General features: G+C 37.6%; 19 protein-coding genes. 7 read left to right on the plus strand and 12 right to left on the minus strand.

Translation table 11 applies throughout. The features are described from left to right. The first annotated feature begins 126 nt into the window (after positions 1-126). Both FHR28_RS17185 and FHR28_RS17190 read left to right on the plus strand, forming a co-directional pair. Positions 127-1590 (plus strand): phospholipase D family protein, encoded by a 1464-nt coding sequence (locus FHR28_RS17185; protein WP_166783141.1) that lies wholly within the window; start codon positions 127-129, stop codon positions 1588-1590. Between the two features lie 90 nt (positions 1591-1680). Further along, a complete protein-coding gene (locus FHR28_RS17190; RefSeq protein ID WP_166783142.1) occupies positions 1681-3075 on the plus strand; it encodes a tetratricopeptide repeat protein in 1395 nt (464 codons plus the stop codon). A gap of 131 nt (positions 3076-3206) precedes the next feature. Here the strand turns inward: FHR28_RS17190 and FHR28_RS17195 are convergent, their stop codons facing one another. Next, positions 3207-3659 carry a hypothetical protein gene (locus FHR28_RS17195; RefSeq protein WP_004723101.1) on the minus strand — a complete coding sequence of 151 codons (453 nt, stop codon included), beginning with the start codon at positions 3657-3659 and terminating at the stop codon, positions 3207-3209. A 169-nt stretch (positions 3660-3828) separates the two neighbouring features. On the opposite strand from FHR28_RS17195, the gene FHR28_RS17200 reads away from it, so the two are divergent. Continuing rightward, positions 3829-4326, plus strand: a complete 498-nt coding sequence (locus FHR28_RS17200; RefSeq protein WP_166783143.1) for an RcnB family protein — start codon at positions 3829-3831, stop codon at positions 4324-4326. A 154-nt stretch (positions 4327-4480) separates the two neighbouring features. On the opposite strand, the gene FHR28_RS17205 is transcribed toward FHR28_RS17200, so the two are convergent. Continuing rightward, positions 4481-4975 carry a phosphate-starvation-inducible protein PsiE gene (locus FHR28_RS17205; RefSeq protein WP_004723097.1) on the minus strand — a complete coding sequence of 165 codons (495 nt, stop codon included), beginning with the start codon at positions 4973-4975 and terminating at the stop codon, positions 4481-4483. 176 nt (positions 4976-5151) lie between these two features. Between FHR28_RS17205 and FHR28_RS17210 the strand changes: the two genes are divergently transcribed. Further along, entirely contained in the window at positions 5152-5565 is a 414-nt protein-coding gene (locus FHR28_RS17210; RefSeq protein WP_004723094.1) for a hypothetical protein, read from the plus strand. A gap of 10 nt (positions 5566-5575) precedes the next feature. Then, on the plus strand, positions 5576-6202 hold the full coding sequence (locus FHR28_RS17215; RefSeq protein ID WP_004723091.1) for an FMN-binding negative transcriptional regulator: 627 nt from the start codon (positions 5576-5578) through the stop codon (positions 6200-6202). 221 nt (positions 6203-6423) lie between these two features. Here the strand turns inward: FHR28_RS17215 and FHR28_RS17220 are convergent, their stop codons facing one another. The 10 genes from FHR28_RS17220 to FHR28_RS17265 form a co-directional block, all read right to left on the minus strand. Further along, a complete protein-coding gene (locus FHR28_RS17220; RefSeq protein ID WP_004723090.1) occupies positions 6424-8205 on the minus strand; it encodes an acyl-CoA dehydrogenase C-terminal domain-containing protein in 1782 nt (593 codons plus the stop codon). 192 nt (positions 8206-8397) lie between these two features. After that, positions 8398-10200, minus strand: a complete 1803-nt coding sequence (locus tag FHR28_RS17225) for an acyl-CoA dehydrogenase C-terminal domain-containing protein (protein ID WP_105713405.1) — start codon at positions 10198-10200, stop codon at positions 8398-8400. Between the two features lie 511 nt (positions 10201-10711). Continuing rightward, complete coding sequence (locus tag FHR28_RS17230; RefSeq protein ID WP_166783144.1) at positions 10712-11176, minus strand: hypothetical protein; 465 nt, start codon at positions 11174-11176, stop codon at positions 10712-10714. Continuing rightward, entirely contained in the window at positions 11176-11379 is a 204-nt protein-coding gene (locus FHR28_RS17235) for a hypothetical protein (protein WP_171527363.1), read from the minus strand. Before FHR28_RS17235 ends, FHR28_RS17230 begins: the two co-directional genes overlap by 1 nt. Positions 11380-11534: 155 nt before the next feature. Further along, positions 11535-12077 carry a hypothetical protein gene (locus FHR28_RS17240; protein ID WP_166783145.1) on the minus strand — a complete coding sequence of 181 codons (543 nt, stop codon included), beginning with the start codon at positions 12075-12077 and terminating at the stop codon, positions 11535-11537. 83 nt (positions 12078-12160) lie between these two features. Then, a complete protein-coding gene (locus tag FHR28_RS17245; protein ID WP_166783146.1) occupies positions 12161-12580 on the minus strand; it encodes a hypothetical protein in 420 nt (139 codons plus the stop codon). After that, a complete protein-coding gene (locus FHR28_RS17250; RefSeq protein ID WP_166783147.1) occupies positions 12580-16989 on the minus strand; it encodes an RHS repeat-associated core domain-containing protein in 4410 nt (1469 codons plus the stop codon). Before FHR28_RS17250 ends, FHR28_RS17245 begins: the two co-directional genes overlap by 1 nt. Positions 16990-17352: 363 nt before the next feature. After that, positions 17353-17871, minus strand: a complete 519-nt coding sequence (locus FHR28_RS17255) for a hypothetical protein (protein ID WP_166783148.1) — start codon at positions 17869-17871, stop codon at positions 17353-17355. A gap of 259 nt (positions 17872-18130) precedes the next feature. Next, complete coding sequence (locus FHR28_RS17260) at positions 18131-19777, minus strand: acyl-CoA synthetase (RefSeq protein ID WP_166783149.1); 1647 nt, start codon at positions 19775-19777, stop codon at positions 18131-18133. 236 nt (positions 19778-20013) lie between these two features. Continuing rightward, entirely contained in the window at positions 20014-21069 is a 1056-nt protein-coding gene (locus FHR28_RS17265) for an AraC family transcriptional regulator (RefSeq protein WP_166783150.1), read from the minus strand. 136 nt (positions 21070-21205) lie between these two features. Between FHR28_RS17265 and FHR28_RS17270 the strand changes: the two genes are divergently transcribed. Then, positions 21206-22960, plus strand: coding sequence for a neutral/alkaline non-lysosomal ceramidase N-terminal domain-containing protein (locus FHR28_RS17270; protein WP_166783151.1), 1755 nt, complete (start codon positions 21206-21208; stop codon positions 22958-22960). A 12-nt stretch (positions 22961-22972) separates the two neighbouring features. Further along, positions 22973-24286 carry a D-arabinono-1,4-lactone oxidase gene (locus FHR28_RS17275; protein ID WP_166783152.1) on the plus strand — a complete coding sequence of 438 codons (1314 nt, stop codon included), beginning with the start codon at positions 22973-22975 and terminating at the stop codon, positions 24284-24286. Positions 24287-24316 lie beyond the last annotated feature (30 nt).

Genomic DNA, 24316 nt, shown 5'->3' on the forward strand with positions numbered 1-24316 from the left:
CGTTATGAAACTTGAAAATAGTCTCGCTATTCTCTTCATTTCATGCCTCGTTTGCTCAATTTTAGCCGACAACGCAAGTTATATATGAAATGTTGACAGACCCTAAATTGGTCTAGGTCTTTTCTTATGCGTATCTTCAATAAAATTCAAAACAAACTGAATTGGTCAAAACGTCGCTATTTCGGCATTATTATCGGCATATTGGCCTTAGGATATCTCTCATCTGCGATTTATCATGTTTATAAACCGCTTCCTAAAGGGCTGAATTTTACCGGACCATTGCGTCACGCCAATGTAAAATTTATGGCCGATGAAACCTATATTGATGCGCAAGGGAAGCAGCAACTTGATCAACATATCTTTGATCATGTGTTACAGCTGATTAAGCAAGCCAAGACCACCATTGTGATCGATATGTTTCTATTTAACAGTGAAGTCGGCGATTCTAAAGTTCAGCAACGAGAATTAACCAAGCAATTAACCCAAGCCTTGATTAATGAAAAAATTGTAAACCCAAGCTTAGAAATCAAGTTTATTACCGATCCAATCAATTCTGTTTATGGTGGAATTCAGCCTGAACAATATCGTCAATTACGTTTAGGTGGTATTGACGTGATTGAAACGAATTTAACACCACTCCGCGCATCTAATCCTACTTGGTCTGGGATATGGTATTTATGCTGTCAGGATATTGGCAATAATCCAAATAAAGGCTGGCTGAATAATCCATTTGGCGAAGAAAAAATTACAGTCCGCAGTTATTTAAATTTATTTAATTTTAAAGCCAATCATCGTAAAACCATCGTGGTTGATACTGCAGAAGGTTGGAAAACCATCGTCACATCTGCCAATCCTCATGATGGTAGTTCACGTCACTCCAATATTGCATTAATGGTTGACGGTGCAACTGCGACAGATATTTTAAATACTGAACAAACCGTCGCGCATATCTCGGGAGGTGATACGCCTTTTGTTGCATTTGGCAAACTACCTGAAAATCCAAATGATCCTCAGGTTCAAGTACTCACTGAAAAAGCAATTTATGATGCAGTTTTAAACATGTTGGCGTCAGCAAAAGCCAATGATCAAATTGATTTAGCCATGTTCTATTTATCAGAGCGCCAAATTGTTAAAGGTTTAGTAGCTGCCAAGCAACGTGGAGTGAAATTACGTATTTTGCTTGATCCGAATAAAGATGCATTTGGTCGTCAAAAAAATGGTATCCCAAACCGTCAAGTGGCTTCAGAGTTAAATGACGCAGGGATTGATGTACGTTGGTGTAATACCCAAGGTGAGCAGTGCCATAGTAAGATGATCGTAAAGCATAATGCGCAATCTGCGGAAATGATTTTAGGTTCTGCCAACTTTACCGCACGTAATTTAAAAAATTATAATTTGGAGACTGATTTACGCGTGGTTGGCAATCCGCAACAGCAAGTTTTTATCGATGCTGAACAGTATTTTAATACGGCTTGGTCAAACTTAAATGGTCGTCAAATGAGTGTGGATTACAGCAAATACGCTGATGAATCAAAACTTAAATACGGGGTTTACCGTTTTATGGAATGGAGTGGTTTGTCGACGTTTTGATTTATTCAAAAAAATATGTATCGAAATGAAGAGATTTCGGTACATAATTTAAAGCTTGGTAGATTTTTTAATAACAAAGCTGAGCTTTAAATGAAAACATTACAAACATCATTTTTAAAATCATTACTTACACTGAGTCTGTTTATTTCACCACTTAGTTTTGCAGAGAATGCTTTAGTAGTTCAAGCAAAAACATTGCAAACAGGTAGTCCAACGGTCTTAATCAATATTGACAAAGCCATTCAATTATTCAGACAAGCTGCAGATCAAGGTGATGCAGAGGCTTATTTTCTACTTTCAAAATATTATTCTAATTCAGCAGATTATCGTTTTTTACCTGAAAATAGTCATTTATATAAACAGCTGCGTTTGGAAGCTGCTCAACGTGGTAATTTTGATGCATATTTATCATTAGATTTAGAAGCGGGTATCGCTGAAGGTTTTGGTATTTCTAATGATATCAGGCAAAAACTAATAAAAATTCGTCCACAAATTTTAAAACTTGCTGAACAAGGTGATGTTGAAGCCATACGTACATTCGTGCTTGCATTAGACAATGGGAATGATGATTACAGTGATGAACAGTGTAAATGGTTATATAAAGCAGTACAGCAGGGGGATTTATTGTGGGCGGGATCTAGTATCCAGAATTGTCCAGAAAACATTCTAAAAAAACTGGGTGCCAAGACGAAAGCTGCTTATGAAAAAGATCATAAAGATAGTGATTTAGCTCATTTTCAAATGCTTCAGCAACGTTCGAATCAAGGTGATATTGGAGCAAAAATAAAATTACTTGAAGATTATGCTGCTGACTCATACTTGTCAGAAAAGGATATTGAACAGCTCGAAAATGAGGTTTTAACGCATTATCAAAAACAAGCATCTCAAGGTGCGAGTGATGCGTATTTGATGCTTGCATTAAAAAAAGATGCGGATAAAGATAAGCAGAATTTGTATCTAAAAGCTGCGCAATTAAATAATCATGTGGCATTAACAGAACTTGGATCTGATTATTTATGGACAGATGATGAAAAACAAATAGATATTAACAAAGGTTTAATTTATTTAAAAAAAGCTGCGGCTCAAAACGATCCTGATGCAATAAATTATCTCGGTGTTTGGTATTATAACGAAGAAAATGAAGGCTATGATGAAGCACTTGCGCAAAAATATTTTAAACAAGCTGCTCAACTAGGGTCTGTCAATGCAATGGATAATTTGGCACGCATCGAAGATGAACCAGAAGATTATCGTTGGGCTGTTTTGGCTTATGAAAATGGATCATCTGAAGAAGATACGCAAAGTAAAGCCCTAGAAGCGTATCAAAAAGGCAAGGGCACAACTAAAGATCCGATCAAAGCGAGAAATCTAAAAACATATATTCAAATGCGAGCCCAGTTCAACAATAATTTAGGTGGCTTGATTGAAAGCATCAATAATGATGCTGAGCGTACTGAAACTGAATCTAAGAACCGAAAAAGATAAACTCAGTTCTTCAACCTTAGTGTTGATCAGTTAAGCATTTGTAAAACCTCCCCCTTCAAAGTAAGCTATGCTTGTCGCTGCGAAGGGGACGGTTAACGAATTGAAATGTGTGCTTAGCTGTCGCTTTCTATTTAGTTTTTTGGATTTGGTGGCACTAACTCATCCAAATCTTTATTTGAAATATGATCTAACTCATGTAAATCAGTTTTGATTTTCCATTTGCTTTCATCATCTACAGGTTTTGGTAAACGTGCCTCTAACCAGTCACACACCACATCGGGTGAAAAATCTGCATGGTTACATTGAATCACCCAAGCTAAAAATTGTTTCGCTTCACCATTCATATACGGAGGAGGAGAAACGGGTAAAAACTGAGTCGGAAGGCGTTCATTTTTAGAAATATAATTTAGAACGTGACCAAGTTCTTGCACAGTTTGCCATGCTAAAGGGTGGTCAATATTGATTTGAAATTTAAACCACCATGCTTGTTTGCCATCTGAACCATAGCTATCAATAAATGCCTCTTGCACACTTGGGATTTTGCAAAAAAATTGATGTAAACGGTCAAAGCTCAGTTCAGCCACAATACAGCACTCATCAGATTAAAATTATATTTTATCAGATTGATGTCAGAATTTACCCAAGTTGATGTATAAACAATAAAGAAGATTAAATTTCGACTGTAATTCATCCATTATTTATCTTGAATGATGGATTAAGCTGTTGTGTATACGTTCAAGTTTGGAGGTTGAAATGAAACAGATACACAGTTTAAGTGTCTTGATGTGGATGCTTTCAGTGACTTCAACAATGACATGGGCAGATGCTAAAGATTGGGCGAATTATCGCAGTGTTGAGCGCCCTCAAAAGAAATATCCAACAACGACTTATAAATATACAGATCAATATGGCCGCCAAATGTCACAGGAGATTCCTGTTCGACCTCAATACCAGCATCCCTATCCAACGTACCCAAGTTATCCGAACAGGCCCTATCCGCATCCAAATGGCCCACACCCAAGTTACCCACCACAAAATGGTGTGACGATTATTTATAATCACCAGTTTCCAACCCGGACGGAGTATTCAGGTAGCAGTTATGGTTATGTAAATGGGGAGGGTGGTCATATAGAAAGTTCGCAATATACATTGATTAGTGATTGGCGCCGTTATGGTTTACCTGATCCGCAGGTTGGTATGCATTGGATTTTCCAGAATGGTCGTTATTTACAAGTGCCCAATGATCGCTGAACGTGATTTAAAAGCATCATCATGATCAATAGCAATGTATTAAATTTTCAACACATTTAAAAAAGTCCCTTCTCCTCTATGTCTTGCGCTTGCATAAAGAATTTCTTTAATTTTGTTTAGAGAGAAGGGTAAGCGTATGAATCAAGACAAGAGACTAAGCTAGTTCATCATCTTCTGGTCGTGGTGTTTTGCCATGAGGTAATGATTTTTCAGTATGTTTATCACGAATGACAGAAGGATATGTCCAAGATGCATATCTCACGATCAAAATTGCAATGGCTAAAATTAAAACCGATCCCGTAATAATCACTAAATCCATATCTGCTTTATGGTCATGCTGAATATCTGAAATTAGTAATCGCGTGAGTGCGGTGATTGCGATATAAATTAAGAAACGTACAGGCATGTGGTTGGTCTTAAAATAGATCCCCACCATTGCACCTAATTCCAAATAGATGAATAACAATAAAATATCGTCAATGCTGGCGTATTGTTTCACGGTTAAAATTTCAATAATTGTATGTACCGCTGACCAAGCGATCATACAGCCAATGATAAACAGCGCAATATAATGAAATGCTTCTACTGCAATATTGCCCAATTTATCGAGGAGGTTTTCTATTTTTTCTATACGTGGATCTTTATTCATAACATCCTCCATTTGTGCGTACTATTTATGATTAAACACTATGCAAATTTCATGCACATGAAAAGCGAAGTGAAATGTTTATGGCGAATAAATAACAACTATTTCATTAAGAAATTGATCATTTCATCTGATTAGTCTATAGATAGATTATTTTCAATACAATTAAAGGAATAACAATGTATTTGTACCGACCAATTGGGCTTTTTGAATATCAATTGATTGCAAAGAGTGGCTTTAAAAATTTCCCACCAAGATTGTATTGGCAACCTATTTTCTATCCTGTTTTAAATCAGAAGTATGCTGAAAAAATTGCTTTAGATTGGAATACCAAAGATCAAGCAAGTGGTTATATTGGCTATGTCACACGGTTTGAACTGAATGATGAGTATCTGGCTCAGTTTGAAATACATACGGTTGGTGATGATTTTTGTCAGGAGTTATGGATTCCAGCTGAGCGACTAGACGAGTTTAATCAGCAAATTATAGGGAAAATTGAAGTGGTTAATATTTTTAAAGGTGAAGCTTTTACTGAAGATGCTGAATTACCTGAAATATTTAAAACTAGTCCAGATGGCTCGAAAGAGTATTAGGAAATAAAACATGTATCTTCCTACTCATTTTAAACAAGAGAATCTCCCTGAACTTTTCGATTTAATTGAAAAAAATCCATTGGGAAGTTTGATGGTTAATTATGACGGTGAAATTGAAGCGAACCATATTCCTTTTGAACTGGATCGGTCAGCTGGCAAGACTGGATTGTTACGTGGACATATCGCCAAAGCCAACCCTTTATTTACCTTGTTAGAACAGGTTCGATCGGCTTATGTGATTTTCCATGCTGAGCAAAGTTATATTTCACCGAATTGGTATCCAGGGAAATTTGAGCATCATCGGGAAGTACCGACATGGAATTATCGTGTTGTGCATGTGAAGGGAACAATTCGAAAAATAGATGATGAAAAATATTTGCGGGGTATTTTGGCGCGATTGACTCGTCAGCATGAAGCACCGCAGGCGGTACCTTGGAAAATGGGGGATGCGCCCAATGATTATATCGCTGCTTTATTACAGGAAATTGTGGCGATTGAAATCGAAATAGATTCAATCGTAGGGAAATTTAAAGTCAGTCAAAATCGCAGTACTGTGGATGCCACAAGTGCGGCAAATGCTTTACAAAACCAATCTCCAGAGATGGCTGAATCAATTCGGAAGTTTTATCCAAAGTAAGATTTTCTGATGTAACTTGATTTATATTGCGATCAACTTTTATAGCCACACGATATAATTGCACCATCCTTGATTTTAAGATGCATAGAAAAGCAAACCTAACGGCTTTATGACATTCAAGAGATATAGATCAGTAGGTGTTCTAAAAAAAGCATCAGTTGCAAATAAAAAACGCCCGAATCATCGGGCGTTTTAATGTTTTATTTCAGTTGATGATGAAATTAAGCTTGATTAGTAAAATAATCTTCGCTGAAATTCATAATAACTTCTGCGCCTGCTTTGATTTTAGCAACACGTGCATTTAAATCAGGCAAGAGGCGTTGGATGAAATAATGAGTCAATGCAAGTTTGTCTTGGTAGAATTGACCTTGCTTATTTTTTGCAGCATTGGCAATACGAGCAAACATATAAGAGAAGCTTAATAAGCCAACAACATGCAGATACTCTACTGCCGCAGCATTTGCGAAATCAGCATTTTCTTTTGCACGTTCTAAAATATGCTGCGTAATCATATCTACTTCAGTTGCAATATCTAAAGTCGCATCTTTAATGAAGTTTAAGTCGGTATCTAGACCATTGGCAAAATCACGGATCTCTTCAATATATTCAGCAATGAATTCACCATTACATTTAATTGTTTTACGACCAATTAAATCTTGTGACTGAACGCCGTTGGTACCTTCATAGATTTGCGCGATACGTAAGTCACGCACACATTGTTCCATGCCCCATTCACGAATATAGCCATGACCACCAAACACCATTTGCGCATCGATTGCAGCATTAAACGCGGTGTCTGTTAAATAGGCTTTGGCAATTGGCGTTAATAATGCAACACGATTATTTGCCTTCGCTACAGCTTCAGGATCAGTTGAAAATTTAGTAATGTCGAGTTGTTGACCAACATAGACTGCAAATGCACGAGAAGCTTCATTGTTGGCACGTGCATTGAGTAACATACGACGTACATCACCATGTACAAGGATGCTGTCAGCAGGTTTGTTTGGAGATTTAACACCTGTCGCACTACGGCCTTGTACGCGATCAGTCGCATATTGTGCTGCATTTTGGTATGCATATTCAGAAGCGCCTAGGCCTTGAATACCCATAGACAAGCGTTCGTAATTCATCATCACGAACATTGCTGCAAGCCCTTCATTTTCTTTACCAACAAGGAAACCTTTGGCTGCATCAAAGTTCATGACACATGTTGCAGACGCTTTGATCCCCATTTTGTGTTCAATTGAACCAGGACCAGCTGTATTACGTTCGCCCAATGAACCATCAGCATTGACGAGGAATTTAGGCACGATAAAGAGTGAGATACCACGTGAACCCGCAGGTGCATCAGGTGTTTTTGCTAAAACAAGGTGAATGATGTTGTCAGCAAGATCGTGATCACCACCAGTAATAAAGATTTTAGTACCAGTAATGTTATATGTACCATCTTGATTAGGTTCAGCTTTAGTTTTGATAATCCCTAAATCTGTACCTGCATGAGGTTCAGTTAAACACATCGTACCAGACCATTCACCTGAATAGATTTTAGGTAAATAGGTTTCTTTCTGTTCTTGAGATGCATAGCTATTTAAAGCCATACCAGCACCGACAGAGAGAAGCGGGTAGAGCATGAATGATGGGTTAGTTGCAAATAACATTTCATCTGCAAGTACGGTCAGCATTTTTGGCATTGCCTGACCGCCCCATTCCTCTTCAGCACCTAGGCCAATCCAACCGCCTTCAGCGTATTGTTGGAATGCTTCTTTAAAACCAGCAGGTGTCGTGACTTTGCCATTTTCATAATGAGCGCCTTCTTCATCACCTGTACGGTTTAAAGGAAGCGTAACATTTTGTGCAAATTTAGCCATTTCTTCTAAAATTGCTTCAGCCGTTGCCGCATCAACATGTGCAAGCTTTTCGTTGGCTTGCCAGAATTGCTCTGCATTGAAAACGTCATTCAGAATGAATTTCATATCTGCAAGTGGCGCATTATAAATTGGCATGTTCGTTCACCTGTTTATTGTTTGAATCTGTAGACTTAGATCAGTTTAACCAACAAGCATGTATGTTGTTAGATGGTCTAAGTAAATAACGCTCTATTTATAAAGAAAAAGGACTGCCAAAGCTATGACTGTCCTTTCTCTATTTCTGCACTCTTGAGTACAGTTTTCTAAATACCTAGCTCGGCATTCTACTTAGAATGCAAAGTCTTCAGCATCTAATGACATCAATGGATCTAAGCCACCCGCGATCACGTCAACATGTGAACGAACGCGTGGTAAGATTTTCTTGAAGTAGAAACGAGCAGTCTTAATTTTTGCATTATAGAAGCCAGTTTCAGTAGAGCCTTCAGCAAGTTTTTGTTGAGCAACAAGCGCCATGCGAGCCCATAAGAATGCAAGCGTTACATAACCAGAGAAGTATAGGTAGTCAACTGCAGCTGCGCCTACTTCATCTGGATTTTGCATAGCTTTCATACCGATTTGCATGGTTAAATCACCCCACTCTTTGTTAAGAGCAGCAAGTGGTTCAACAAATTCTTTCAGGTCAGCATTGTCTTTGTTTGCTTCCGCAAATTTATGGATGATCTTGGTGAAGTCTTTCAACATTGCACCTTGCGTACCCAATACTTTACGACCTAACAAATCAAGTGCTTGGATTTCAGTTGTACCTTCGTATAAGCAAGAGATACGCGTATCACGTACAATTTGCTCCATACCGTGTTCAGAAATAAAGCCGTGACCACCAAATACTTGTACACCATGCTTCGCTGATTCAGAACCTGTTTCAGTTAAGAATGCTTTCGCAATCGGTGTCAATAATGACAAGATATTGTCGGCAAATTTACGATCTTCTTCAGTGACACCTTGCTCTACGATATCTGCATATTGAGATAAGAAGTAAACCAATGCACGACCACCTTCAGCAAAGGCTTTTTGTGTCATCAACATGTTACGTACAGCTGGGTGAACAATGATTGGATCAGCTTCTTTCTCTGGTGCTTTAGGACCAGAAAGTGAACGCATTGCCAAACGATCTTTCGCATATGCAAGCGCACCTTGGAAAGATGATTCAGATGCTGTTAAACCTTGAACAGCAGTACCAATACGTGCAGTGTTCATGAAGGTAAACATTGCATGTAAACCACGGTTTTCAGGTCCAATCAAGAAACCTTTTGCGTTATCAAAATTGATCACACAAGTTGCATTACCGTGGATACCCATTTTGTGTTCAATTGAACCACAACGTACTGCATTACGGTCTGCAATAGAGCCATCTGCATTTACATTGAACTTAGGTACGATGAATAACGAAATCCCTTTAGTGCCTTTAGGTGCACCTGGTAGACGAGCCAAAACGATGTGAACGATGTTGTCCGCCATATCGTGTTCACCAGCAGAGATAAAGATTTTCTCGCCAGAAATTGCATAGCTACCATCTGCTTGTGGCTCAGCTTTAGAACGGATAATGCCTAAGTCAGAACCTGCATGAGATTCTGTTAAACACATGGTACCGGTCCATTCACCTGAAACAAGTTTAGGTAAATATGTTGCTTTTTGCTCAGCAGAACCATGATGCTCAATTGTACGAACCGCACCATGTGAAAGACCTGGGTACATACCCCACGCCCAGTTTGCAGAACCCACCATTTCAGAAATAGCAGTTGCTAAAGAACCTGGTAAACCTTGACCGCCATGTTCTTCTGGAACTGAAAGAGAAGGGAAGCCTAATTCTACATATTTGTCATAGGCTGCTTTAAAGCCTGTAGGCGTAGTCACTACACCATCATTCCATTTACAGCCTTCACTGTCACCGATTTGGTTAAGTGGAGATAATTCATTTTCACAGAAATCCGCGCCAGCTTCTAAATATTGATCAATCAATTCACGGCTTACGGTTTCTTGGAATGCAGGGAGTTTCGCGTAATGTTCTTCAGCATTTAATAACTCATGCAAAACGAAGTGCATATCACGTAAGGGTGCTTTGTATTGTGGCATATCGGTTTCCTCAATACTGGTTAAACCAGATTTATAATCTTCATAAATACGACGTGTGTCTTCTATGACACATATTTGTTCCGCTACATCGTGCAACATCTTATAGTGACGTACAAGTATTTCATGGTTATTTCTCTGTGACTGTAAAGTCAAAGAAAAAAGGCTTGAAAGCTGTAAGTGCATTGAGTGTAAACACTTTTCATTGAAAAATAAGGATACAAATAGTCAAAATCGTAAAAACTTGTGTCCAATAAAATGCCAGTCAAAATATGACGGAAATGTTATTTTGGACAACTTCTTTAAGACCATTTTTATAATCAGGATGGGTTGATGCTATTCCTCGATGTAATTTATCAAATGATAAAAATATACTTTCAATCTTATTTTTAACTATTATTATAAGAATTTATTGCTTTCACTTGATCCACTTTATTCTCCAAGATCCAATGTAGAACCGATAGCTCCACCTGCTGTCGCACCAACACTTCGACCAAAAGTAATAATGAAATATCTATGACCAAACAGATATATTTTTGATCAACTCTTTCACTGTTCTGGCTTCATTGATAAATAGTTCAATGGCTTGTTTTTGACTAAAATCACTGTTTTTAAACCATTTTGGATTATTTAAAAATAATTCTGTGAGTTCTTTTTTTATCTCATCTAAATTAAATTTTCTGATAGGATTTACTTCAAATACAACCCATATTGATCTATTTTTTTTTGACGCTACATAATGTCCGCCAAAATGTTTGAGAATAATCTTTAAAAATTTTGGAAATGGTAAGTCATGTAATGGTATTTTTTTTGTCTGTGTAATCTCATATTTCATACCATATGAATCAAATATAATTGCACCAGACAAATAGCCTGTATCAAATGCTTTTTCGCTTATATAGCTTATTCGATCTTCACTCTCTAAATTACCTTTAATAAATAAAGAGGTATGCATTAAAATTGGGTAGTTTAGATTCATTATTCTTCACCTACTATTGAATCAGCACTTATTCCAGAACCAACTGATCCAGCCGCACCTTTAGCCCAAGTAGGACTTCCATACCATAATTTTTCAATAAAATTAAAAGTTTCTCCAGCTGGATCATTCCCATGAATACGCTGATGTACAGAGCGTTCAACAGCTTTTAAATTCCACGGATGATTTTTAATTACATCTGGCACTTTTTTACCTACCCAACTATTTCTTTCAATTAACCAATGATGTAGTTCATAGCCTTTAGGTGTGCCTTGAGCCTTTCTGGCTCTTGGGCTAACATTTTTCCATTTTGTACTTAACTGATACCAGTTTGCACCTGATTTAGCGTGTTCTATGATAGTTATTCTTTTGAAATATTAGTTTTTCGTAGACCTTCTTTATTACTAATATTTTTTCCTCTAATACCTTTTTCCAAAAAAACAGGTATTTGCTCAATAACTAATAATAATTTATTTATTTCATACTTTGACATTGACTCAGTCCAGAAAAACATAGGTAGCCACCAAGGTTTCCCCCAAAAATATACATATTGATTTGATTTTTTCACCAAACTCTCCGAAGATATAAAATCATGAGGAGGGGGAAGTTCACGAAGGTTAAAATATATTTGAAATTTAGGTGAGTCATACTTATCAAATGATATATATATGCTTTTTAATATGCTATCAGTAGTTTGTTCTAAAGAAATATCTTTAGCCTCAACTAAATCATTTCTATCTACACTTAAATATTCTTTCCCCACTTGCGTAAAACCAATGGATTCAAAATAAGGGACTAGTTGAGTATCAACTAGATGACTTAAATATCGAGTTTGTGATGGTATTCGATCCTGCCAACGTTTATGACGTTTATTATAAGAATTCATTGCCTTCACTTGATCCACTTTATTCTCCAAGATCCAATGTAGAACCGATAGCTCCACCTGATGTAGCACCAACACTGCGACCAAAAGTAGCAATGAAATATCTATGACCAAACAGATATATTTTTGATCAACTCTTTCACTGTTCTGGCTTCATTGATAAATAGTTCAATGGCTTGTGTTTGACTAAAATCACTGTTTTTAAACCATTTTGGATTATTTAAAAATAATTCTGTGAGTTCTTTTTTTATTTCATCTAAGTTCTTTTTCTTTGGTTTTGAAAGTTCTAAAGAAACTTTTATTGATCGATATTGTGGAAATAAATTCCAAATACTAAAAATAAGTTTTTCTTTCTTAGCTGATAAAATTTTATATTCATAACCTGATGAATCAATGATTATAGAGTTATTAAAACATCCATTTATGAAATTATTTTCACCTACATAAATCAAATTCCTCTCATTTAATATATTTCCCTCAATATATTTATTACTTTTGATAACGATAGGATAATTTAGATTCATTATTGTTCTCCTGTTACCATATCTGCACCAATACCTGAACCAATAGATATTTCAGCACCCTTAGCCCAAGTGGGTGTTGCATACCACCATTGGCGGATTGGATCATATTGAGATAAACGTTTACTATTCCCATGAATACGCTGATGTACAGAGCGTTCAACAGCTTTTAAATTCCACGGATGATTTTTAATTACATCTGGCACTTTTTTACCTACCCAACTATTTCTTTCAATTAACCAATGATGTAGTTCATAGCCTTTAGGTGTGTCCTGAGCCTTTCTGGCTCTTGGGCTGACATTCTTCCATTTTGTACTTAATTTAAACCAGCTTGCACTTGATTTCGCGTGTTTAAAGGAACCAGACCACCAACCACCTCCAATAGCCCCTAAAGCTCCAGAAACCCCAACTTGCGCCCAACTCACACACTGGAAATTCCCACCATTCAATACCAGTTGAATGCCTAGATCAGTTCCTGCTCCTATTGCAACTCCAGCTAATATTGGTACAAACTGGCCAGTTGGATCATTATAAGAAACTGGATTGCTGTAGGCATATGCATAGGTGTTAGGACCATCAAATAGACCTAAAGGATCACTTTGGACATAACGTCCCGTTGCTGGATTATAATCACGGAAGTAGTTATAGAATGTTCCGACTTCACTATCATAATATTGTCCAGCATGACGTAAAGGCATGGTGAATTTAATATTATTTGCATCAACATCTTCGTTCGGTAATACATCCCCAAACTGGTCTCCATCCCAACGCCATAAAACCTTACGGCTATCGCCATCACCTTCACTTACTGCTCTCGGCGTCATTAAATGATCTGTATGTACTCTCAATAAAACATTTGGACGTTCCTGACTGAGCATTCCGACCAAACGATCACCTAGCCAAATATACTCACGGATGCGATTACGATTTTGATCGTATTCACCTAACAATTGTCCAGATTCGTTATATACAAAGTAAACTACACTCTGTACCCCAGTATTTGAAATGTACTTGATGACACGTTGTCCAAGTGGATCATAGCGATTTTCAATACTGCTCGAATTTTTTTGGATTCGGCTGCTACGTCCAGCTGCATCATATTGATAGCTTCGGATATTATCTTGAGTGACTTGACCTGTCGCTAAATAGCTGTAGCTATTGATACGGTTGCTTGTGTTTGCAATTGAAAATGCTGTATCTGTCGAGATGCCATCTTCAGCTTTGTTTTGTTGTGTTCGATTGCCATTGGCATCATAGCTATAACTAAGTACAGAATTTTTATCGCCAAACTGGATATTTTGCTGGATTAAGCGATCCATTACATCATAGTTAAAACCTGAATTTAGCGTACTATTACTGTCACTGATGTTGGTGATGCGATCTGCAACATCAAAGTTATAATGTCGTGTCAAAATACCTGTTGAAGTTACGTCATTGATCCGCCCATCTGTATCTATAAGAAGATGAAACTGGTCATAACCTGTTCCCCAATCCCAACCACTGATTCCCATTGGGGTATAACGAACATTTTGAAGTAATTTACCTCCAGTACTCGAACTAATATTATTGAGTAGACCCTGGTTATAGGTATAAGTAATTTGAAGTCCACTTGGATAGAGAATATTAGCGAGTTTCCCTCCAGCGGTATAATTGTACTGAACTCGTAATGGTAGGTTCGGCTTTAATGCTATGGCCTTTTCAATGACATTCCCAGCACTGTCACGAATATAGCGGATACGGCTATTGGCATTACTGGTCTGTGTTAGCTCGCCTTGCCCATATTGCCCCCCATCATAATCAAAACTTGTAGTGAGTTGATTTGAACCACTGCCATCTGTTTTTTGACGAACTCTTTGTGCATTGTCATATGTGTAGGCATGAACATTATTTTGACTGTCTGTGTACTGCGTAAGACGACCTGTATCATCATACTGATATGTTGTTAATCTAGTATCAGGGCTATTTACACTTTCTAAATCACCAAATGCATTGTAGTGATATGTGGTTGTATTACCACGTGCATCTGTGATCGTTTTTAATTGATCTAAACTGTCATATTGATATTGGATCGACCCTTGTGCTGGATTTCTTTGTCGTTTTGGTCTACCTAAAGCATCATATTGGTAGCCTGAAGTTTGATTGAGTGCATTTTTTTGTTCTGTCAGTTGGTTAAAATCATCATAACTAAATTGCTCATTTTGTTGATGATCACCTTGCTGTCGGCTGACTCGACCTAATGTGTCATATACCGTTTCTGTTTTGAATAGAATATTGCTGTAATTATCAGTGATTGCAGTGTGGGTAATAGCACCTGCATTATTGCGAGTGTAATTTACGGTATTACCCGTATTATCTCTGATTAAAGCCAAACGCTGTGCTCTATCATATTCATAATTCAGTATTTCACCATCAGGAAAGATCACCTGAGTAAGTTGTCCAGCATGATCATAAACATAAGTTGTAGTCGCACTTTGGCTACTACTTAAACTAATGGTGCTGGATGTTTGACTGCTTGTTCCTGTTTCCGAAAATGGTGTTCCCAATCCAACAGATTGGGACCATTGGTTGATTAAATCAGTGATCCATTGTGCCCACTGAACAACTTTACTTGTGCTGTTGTAGCTTGTTTCAAAATTTGGATTTAAACGAGTTTCTACCGTTTTTAACACTCTTCCCAAATTGTCATAGGTATAAGTAATTTTATGCCCACTTGGAAAAGTAATAATTTGGGGTTGTCCCAAGGTATTGTAGTTACTGTAACTGGTAACTAAACCCGCTGAATCAGTCACTGTGAGTAAATTGCCAGTATTGTCATAGCTATATATTGTTTTTTCAGATGTTGGTTCTGTCAGCGTGAGGATTTGACCTAAATTATTATAAGTGTATGTCCATGTTCTCTTTTTTTTTGTGGTTAAGTCTGTAATGGTTCGGGTTAAGAGATTTCCTGCATTATCATAAGTTAGATTTATTTTGCGTAATGATTCTTGTATTTCGATAGGTAATGCTAATGTTGCATGCCATTGTGTTGTTGTAATTCTTTCTTCAGTAGTTCCAGCCGCTTCAATTCGTTTTGTTTCAAGATTTCGGCTTAGATCATATTCATAAGTGGTTACTTGTCCAAATTGTTCATAACGAACTAAATTTCCAGAGCTATCATATTCTGAACGACTTTCTGTTGTAGTCCCTCGTTTCACCGTTCCAATATATTGAGTGCCTGAAATACGTGAACGGCTATATTCTCGTTGAGTACCATAAGGGTCGGTAACTTGTGTATTGTTTTCTGAATAATTAAAACGGAATTGTTGTGTGTTACCAGCATGTTCCGTCAAAATACCTCGATCAAATTCATCATAGGCATAATTAGCAAAACGATTGCCTAATTCATTACTTATTCCTGTGAGTAAATAAGGATTTTTTGAAGGTGCAACCAAAGTATTTTCATTATAGTTATAATATTTTGTGCCTGAAGATGGTCGGTTAACAGCCCATAATATGTTCCCACTATAAGAATATTGAACACTCTGAGCATTAGGTAATTTAATGCTAGTAAGATAACCAGCTCTATCATAGGTCAAGGTCAGTTTTCGACCAAATTGATCTGTGATAGTATTTGCTTTGAAGGTTGTTGTATTGGAATAACTGATAGTCACAAACTGATTGCCTATGTAAGCAATTCGGATTAATCGTCCTTTTGAGTCATAAGTTTCAACTTGACTGTTCTTGAGGTTTTTAATTTCCCAGCCACTGCTTAACTGGTTTAGAATTAAGCTTGTATCTGGGTCAACATACCAGTCAGTGGTACCAAGTAATGGGGTTGTGCGACCTTGTCTGGGTGTTGCAATTATTTCCTTACCATCTTCACGCCATAGGGTTATAGACGTGATATTCGTACCCGATAATGTAAAATATAAGCGCATTGCATAATTATGAGTCCAAGCACGTGTTGAACCAAAAGGTGTATTATCTGATAAGACATTGTCTGAAAATAAACTATTATAAACCCGAGTAACTTCTAATGGCCCAACTGGTGCTTTCCAGTCTGTTTCTACCTGAAATTTATTGCCTGTACTGACAGAACAAGGGTTTCCCAATCCATCGCAGCTTTTACCTTTGTCTTTTTTTGTTTCATAAATAGGTAAGCAAGTTGCAGTCGTACGTTGACCAAAAACAGCTTTTGTTCCAGCTGGGCAATCATTTGATTCTGTACAAAGATCATCACATTGATTAGGGCAGCTATAGGTTGCCATCCCTACATCGCCAATTGTGCATTTTATCCCACACCGTTTATCACCTTTACTGATTCCTAATGTCCCAAACCATGCTCGGCAAACTTCGTCTGCTTTAGCATGTGCAGTGGTTTGTAGAATGAATATAGATATCAATACTAAGAATATATTTTTTAAATAAGTCATTATCGTAAGCTGATTAATATTTGTTCTATAGATTATATGACTTTGAATTTTTAGTATAGATATTGGTTTACATATTATTAAGTTTTTCTAAATTAATTGCAATGTGGTTAATACGGATTTGTAACCTATATTGATTTAATTAAGTGTTTTTTATTTATTATTCATTTTTATTTTCAATTATTTTTATTTTTTGGTTAGTTTTAATAAACAATCCTCTTATCCATTCGCTAAGAAGATTGACTCAGGAATCTTCAGTTGAGACTTGATATATTTGAGTACTGGTATTTGTGAATTTTCCATTAGATCAGGTATAGGTGTTTTATTTTCTTCTGATACAGATGTGCGGTGATATTTTTATGGCAATCACTCGCCCCAAAGCCGATCCACAATGTCTTCTACCGAATATTCAAAGTATCGTCCTGTTTGATCTTTATTGCGTTGAAACAATTGATGCTTAAATGCTTTAAAATTGAGTTTTAAAAAGTTATAGAAATACCCGCCTGAGAAAATGGTGCGGAGGTAAAAAGCATTGATGAATTCATTTGCATGTTGAGTATTAAAATCTGAGCTTTTAATCCGCTGGACGATTTCAGTAAGTTCTTGTTTTGAAATATTGTGGATGATTTTAGGCTCAGGTAGGCAAATATCAAAGCTTAAATTTTCGATGCCTTCGGCTTCCCACCACTCCCAAAGATCATATTGAGAAATGTCTTTACTGGTAATTTCTGTGAGCTTTTCACTGAGTTTTTGATATTCAAGCGAATCTTCATCACCAAACTCATCGCAATAGTCGGTGTAATTGGCAATCAATTCGAGCACAGTTGGATAAAGTTGTTGTGCTGTTTCAAAATCGGGTTCTATTTCTGTACGAAGTTTATTCATCGTTTGCTATGTTTAAATGATCAAAAAGTTTTAATGGTGCTATCAATAAGCGACAAGAAAAGCATAATTTCTAAAATGAAGTCGAGAAATGAGAAATTAACGTTTTAAGCCTATTTTCACCCATTTACCGCTCTCTTTCACCAATTTATCTCACTCTTTCATCAATTTACCTTACTCGCCAGTATGACCTTCTAAATAAAAACAGTCATTTATTTTTACTGGGAAGAGGAAGGTAAATTGGATCATTCAAACAGGTAGACTAATTAAATTCACCCACTGAGCGCTCTTTTGCCCAGTCACGTAAGATAAATTTTTGTAATTTACCTGTCGATGTTTTTGGAATCTCACAAATCACTACACTTTTAGGGACTTTAAAGCGTGCCAAATGCTGTTTGCAGAATTCAATCACCTCTTCAGGTGTGGTTTCTGCACCTTGTTTAAGTTCTATAAAGGCACAAGGAACTTCTTGCCAACGTGGATCGGGTTGCGCAACCACTGCCGCAGTCATAATTGCAGGATGAGTATAAAGAACCTCTTCAACTTCTAAAGATGAGATATTTTCACCACCTGAAATAATGATGTCTTTTGAACGGTCCATAATTTTTGCATAACCATCGGGCTGGCAAACCGCTAAATCACCAGTATGAAACCAGCCACCTTTAAAGGCTTCTTCTGTGGCTTTGGTATTTTTTAAATAACCTTTCATGACAATGTTGCCACGGAACATAATTTCTCCCATGGTCTTGCCATCATTAGGCACAGGTTGCATCGTTTCAGCATCCAACACACGCATACCATCTTGTAATGGATAAGGTACACCTTGGCGCGAGTGTAATTGTGCTTGCTCTTGAATAGACAGGTCACTCCAACCTGCTTGAGATGCACATAATGCAGAAGGGCCATAAGTTTCAGTGAGACCATAGACATGATTGACTTGAATACCAATATGATGCATTCCTTCAATAATTGCTGCAGGCGGTGCAGCACCAGCCACCATTACTTCTACATGATGTTCAAATTTAATTTGTTGTTCTTTCGGGGTGTTGATCAACATCGATAAGACAATCGGTGCACCACAGAAATAGTCAACTTTGTATTGATCAATAAGTTGATAAACCAACTCAGGATCAATTTTACGTAAGCAGATATTGGTACCGCCATTGGCTGCAACAGTCCAAGCAAAACACCAACCATTGCAATGGAATAGCGGAAGTGTCCATAAATATTTACAACGTGGTGTCATACCACAGGCGATGATATTACTGGCTGCATTGATATAAGCACCACGATGGTGATAAACCACACCTTTCGGATTGCCTGTAGTGCCAGAGGTATAATTTAGACTAATCGCATCCCATTCATCCTGAGGTAAATGCCACTCAAAATCTGCATCACCACTTTTCAGCCAATCCTCATATTCAATTTGACCAATACGTGCTGTAGCATCATTGTTTTCGTATTCCTCATCTGCAACATCAATGATATAGATCTGTTGAGCAATAAGCGCTACCGCTTCTTTAGCCAAAGCCGCAAACTCAGGGTCAACCAAAAGAACTTTGGTTTCAGCATGCTCTAACATAAACGCAATGGTTTTGGCATCTAAACGAGTATTCAGCGTATTTAAAACAGCACCAGCCATAGGGACTGCAAAATGCGCTTCGACCATCGCAGGGATATTGGGTAAAAGAACAGAAACGGTATCGTTTTTTTGAATCCCCAGATTTTGTAATTGATGGGCAAATTGACGACAACGGGTATAGGTGTCACGCCAAGAGATATGACGAGCACCATGTACAATCGCATCTTGATTTGGATAAATGTAGGCTGCACGCTCTAGATAACGTAAAGGTGATAATGCTACAAAGTTTGCAGGGGTTCGTGGTAATTGATCATAGGCACTGACCATGTTTAGCTCCATCTATATTTGTTCTAATTTCCGTGTTTAAAAGATATGCATAAGCCTGTCAGAATTCATTTAGGCTTTAGTCGAGTACTCCAGCTAAATATGCATCGTTATACATCTTTACCCTTATTTAAATATTTTTTGGAATATTTAATTTATTGAATTAAATTAATATTTTGTAAGCTTAATATAAATATTAACCCTGATTTTATGCAGAATCTTATTTCAAACCACGTCATTCAAATACGAATAACTGAACCCAACAGTTTCGCTTTTTTGTATTCCGTTGGCGAAGATCCAGTCCATTTTTTAAACGCACGACGAAATTCCCTTAACTCACTAAAACCAAGATTGAAACTGATTTCGCTCATCGATTGATTTTCTTCAATCCACTGTTTGGCTTTTTTTTCTAACACCTGTTGCTTTAATAACTGAAAATTTAGCCCTTCATTGAGTAGTAAACGCCGTAAATGGCGTTCGCTAAAATGAAAATATTGCGCTGCTTGTTGCATATCAAAGCGTTCAGGTAGATGGCTTTCAATCAAATGTGCTAACACTTTTGCCAAACTGTGTTGATTCATTTGATCAAATTGTTTTAAAGCTTGATCACAAATCAGAATTGCACTTTGATAATTGACAGGGCTATAGTTTTTAAGGCTTCTCGACAAGAGTGTTTTGTTAAATCGGATGATATTTTTAGCCGTTTTAAAATAAATTGGGCAATTAAAAATTCTTTTATAATCATTGATGTATGCCGAATTATCATAGCTGAGTTCCAAGCTGACTAACTCATAGCTATGGTCTAGCATCATATTGACACAGGTAATAATACTGGCAAATACTTCATCACAGAAAAATGCTTTTAGCTCACCACAATCACTTCGTTCAAAAAGTTCAATTTCACAATAATCATCAACAAGATTGACGGTTAAATCTAAGACACTGCCTGAAATGGGATGATAATGCAGTGCCGTTTCTAGTGCTTCGGCCACTGTTTTACAGGCTTGCATGGCAAAGCCCAAAATACCAATTGAAATCTGACCTTCACTACTGCCCAGCAATAAGCCTAAATTTTGTTGCTGGGTATCTTTAACTGCGAGATGAATAACCTCACAAAGTTCTGAAAAAGCAACAAAACCATGCCCTTGGCGAATTTGTTCCAAGTCTAAATTTTGTGCTGCGAACCAATTGTCATATTGCCAGTGTTGTTGTTCTGCATAATGAACCAAACTCGTCAGTATCATTGGTGGAATATAAAATTGAGAATTGGCAATTTCCTTTTGCTGCAAGCTCATAAAGTCCGCTTCGCCCCCCATATTATTGTTGCTTTTACCCTAGTTTGTATCGCATATTTTTGATTAAGATTCAATCTACTTCTGGTATTCGCAGATATAAATTCGCTGACATAAAAATGATAAAGGATGACCGCATATGTTTATGGTGGGTTGGGATAAACAAGAAATAGACATTCAGCCGCAAGGTTATGCCATGTTTGGTTATGGTATGTGGTCGCATCGTGCTTATCAAAAACGTACAGCGTTGTTTGCTCGTACATTCACTATCCGTCGTTTAGCTTTAGAACAGCCCATTATTTTTTGTTGTCTGGATTTTGGTTGTATTACTTATGCGATCCGCAGTGGTGTTGTTGAACGCTTAAAACAACAACTAGCTGAGCAATTTAATGAACAGTATTTGGTCTTGATGGCAACTCATACTCATTCTGGCCCTGGCGGTTGTGCTTATGAAGTTCTATACAATATGCCGACCCCAGGTTTTGTTCCAGAGCATGTCGAAGCTGTAGTAAATGCGGTCATGCTCAGTATTTCCAATGCCTTAGACACTGAAAAAGAAACTGAACTTCGTTATCAACGTTGCCAATTCCCTGATGATATTCCAGTGGCATGGAATCGATCATTGCAGGCATATAATCGTAACCCCGATGTGATTCAAAGAACAGAAGTAGAAACCCATCTCGCCTTAAACCGTGAAATGCAATTAATCGGTTTTTATCGTGATGATCAATTATGTTCCTTTATTTCATTATTTGGAGTGCATGCAACCTGTTTGAGTAGTCATCTCAAAGCACATGATGGTGACAATAAAGGCTATGCTGCTGCGTTAAGTGAACATTATCTATTCACACAAGGTATTCCAAACCCTGTTGCCATTTTCGCACAAGCAACAGCAGGAGATGTCTCTCCACATTTTCATGGCCCCAAACAAGATGCGATTCGCAAGAAAATTAAGGGCGAAAGAGAATATCAATATGCTGAGCAAAATGGGCGTTATCAAAGTGAAATTGCGATTAAAGCACTGACTATACCGCTTGAAAAAAATACCAACAATGCGATGGAAGCATGTTTACTCCAAGGCAGTGTCGATGCTGTTTTATCTTATGTAGATCTGAGTCAAGTCGATGTGCCGAGTGAATTTAGTCAGGGGATACAAGGCGCTAAAACCAGTGCAGCTTGCCATGGCGTCGGCTTCTTCGGGGGAACGCCTATAGATGGTAAGGGGACATCTACAGCGATTCTTAAAGTGATGTCTTTACTTGCTAAGCGAGTACGTAAGCAACGTTTAGCAAACTCGAATTCTCTGCAGTACAGCAAATATAAAGCACTCTATGACTCACAATTCCCGAAAGAGATTGTTTTAGAAAGTCCTGACAATCAGTTGCTGGGTAAAAGTTTAGATTTTTCACCAAGCATTTTTGATCCTTTAATTGCAGAAATGAATCGCCAAGTTAAAGCAGGTGCCATTCAAGACAGCCCACTGGTTCCAAGTGTTATTCCGCTACAGATTATCCAAATTGGTCAATTGGCTTTGATTTGTTGCCCTGGAGAAATTACCACAACAGCAGGGCAACGTGTAATTCAGACTGTGGCAAAACAGTTCTCAAAGCATCATGGTATCTCAAAGGTTGGCTTGGTGTCTTATTGCAATGATTATATGGGCTATATCACCACCAATGAAGAATATCAGCAACAAGCTTATGAGGGTGCACATACCTTATATGGACAATGGACACATGCGGCAATTCAGTACAAATTTCAGCAATTGGCAACGCAGTTGAGTCTAGATAAATATCAACGAGAATATGACCAAATCACATGCCCCGCAGCGATTCCACCACACGAAATTGAAAAAAGAACAAATCACGGCAATTTAAAAACGGCTGTACGCTAAAGGATGAGCATTATGAATCAATTGATTAATCAAGCACCGAACAAGCAAAAATTAAATCAGCAAAAATGGAACAATTGGTCGGGCTATCAACAGTCTCACCCTGAGCAGATTTTAAAGCCTGACAGTCTTGATGAGTTAAAACACCTTGTCCAAACCCAAGCAAAGATTCGAGTGGTGGGAGCAGGGCATTCATTTACACCTTTGGTGAGTACCGATGCAACATTGCTGTCTTTGGATGGTCTTTCTGGTGTGGATCAAGTCAATACTGAATTTGCCCAAGCCAGTATTTGGGCAGGGACACGATTATTTAATTTAGGGCAATATTTAGAACCGATGCAGCAATCTTTAATGCAACAGGGTGATATTGACCAGCAAAGTTTAGCTGGTGCTGTTTCAACGGGAACACATGGTACAGGTGTGGGCTTACATTGTATTTCAGGTTATGTACAAGCATTTGAATTACTCACAGCATCAGGAGAAATTCTTTATTGTAATCGCCATGAAAATCCAGATATTTTTGCAGCTGGGCGAGTGTCTTTAGGGAGCTTAGGGGTTTTGACTAAAATCACTATGCAGAATAAACCACGCTATAAACTTAAAGAGCAAGTTAGACTGTGTGCGGTCAAAGACTTTATTCAAAATATTGACCAATGGAAAGCACAACATCGGCATATCGAGTGTTTTGCATTTTCTCATGCAGATAAATTGATTTTAAAAACTTTAGATATTACTGAGGATGAGGTTCAACCACGCACTGAATCATGGCCATCTGAGGATACGTTATTAACCTTATGTTGCGAGTTAACCAAATCTTTTCCAGCATTGAATCCAAAACTACAAAAGCTCTTAGGCGTTTTTATTAAGCCAAGCACATTTGTTGATTGGTCAGGCAAGATTTTCCCGACACCACGTGAAACGAAATTTAATGAAATGGAATATCAGATTCCAGTTGAATTGGGTGTGGAATGTTTGCAAGCTGTTCTAGCTGCGCTAAAAAACTCAAAAGCACAAACCTTTTTCCCTGTGGAGTTTCGATTTGTCAAAGGTGATGATATTTGGTTAAGTCCGTTTTATCAGCGGGACTCTATTTCCATCTCAGTACACCAATATTATAAGCAAGCACCTAGACAATTATTTGATGAAGTTGAGTCGATTTTGCAACATTATCAAGGGAGACCACATTGGGGGAAAATGCATAGTATGGCAGCAACACAACTTAAAACCCTATACCCTAAGTGGGATGCGTTTATGCAGTTGAGAGAACGACTTGATCCAAGCAGAAAGTTTTTAAACCCTTATTTAGAAAAGTTATTCTTATCTGATTAATGGGTAAAGTTGAGTGAATGGGTAAAATTA

It is taken from the genome of Acinetobacter sp. BIGb0196 (genome assembly GCF_011759595.1).
GTDB lineage: Bacteria > Pseudomonadota > Gammaproteobacteria > Pseudomonadales > Moraxellaceae > Acinetobacter > Acinetobacter guillouiae.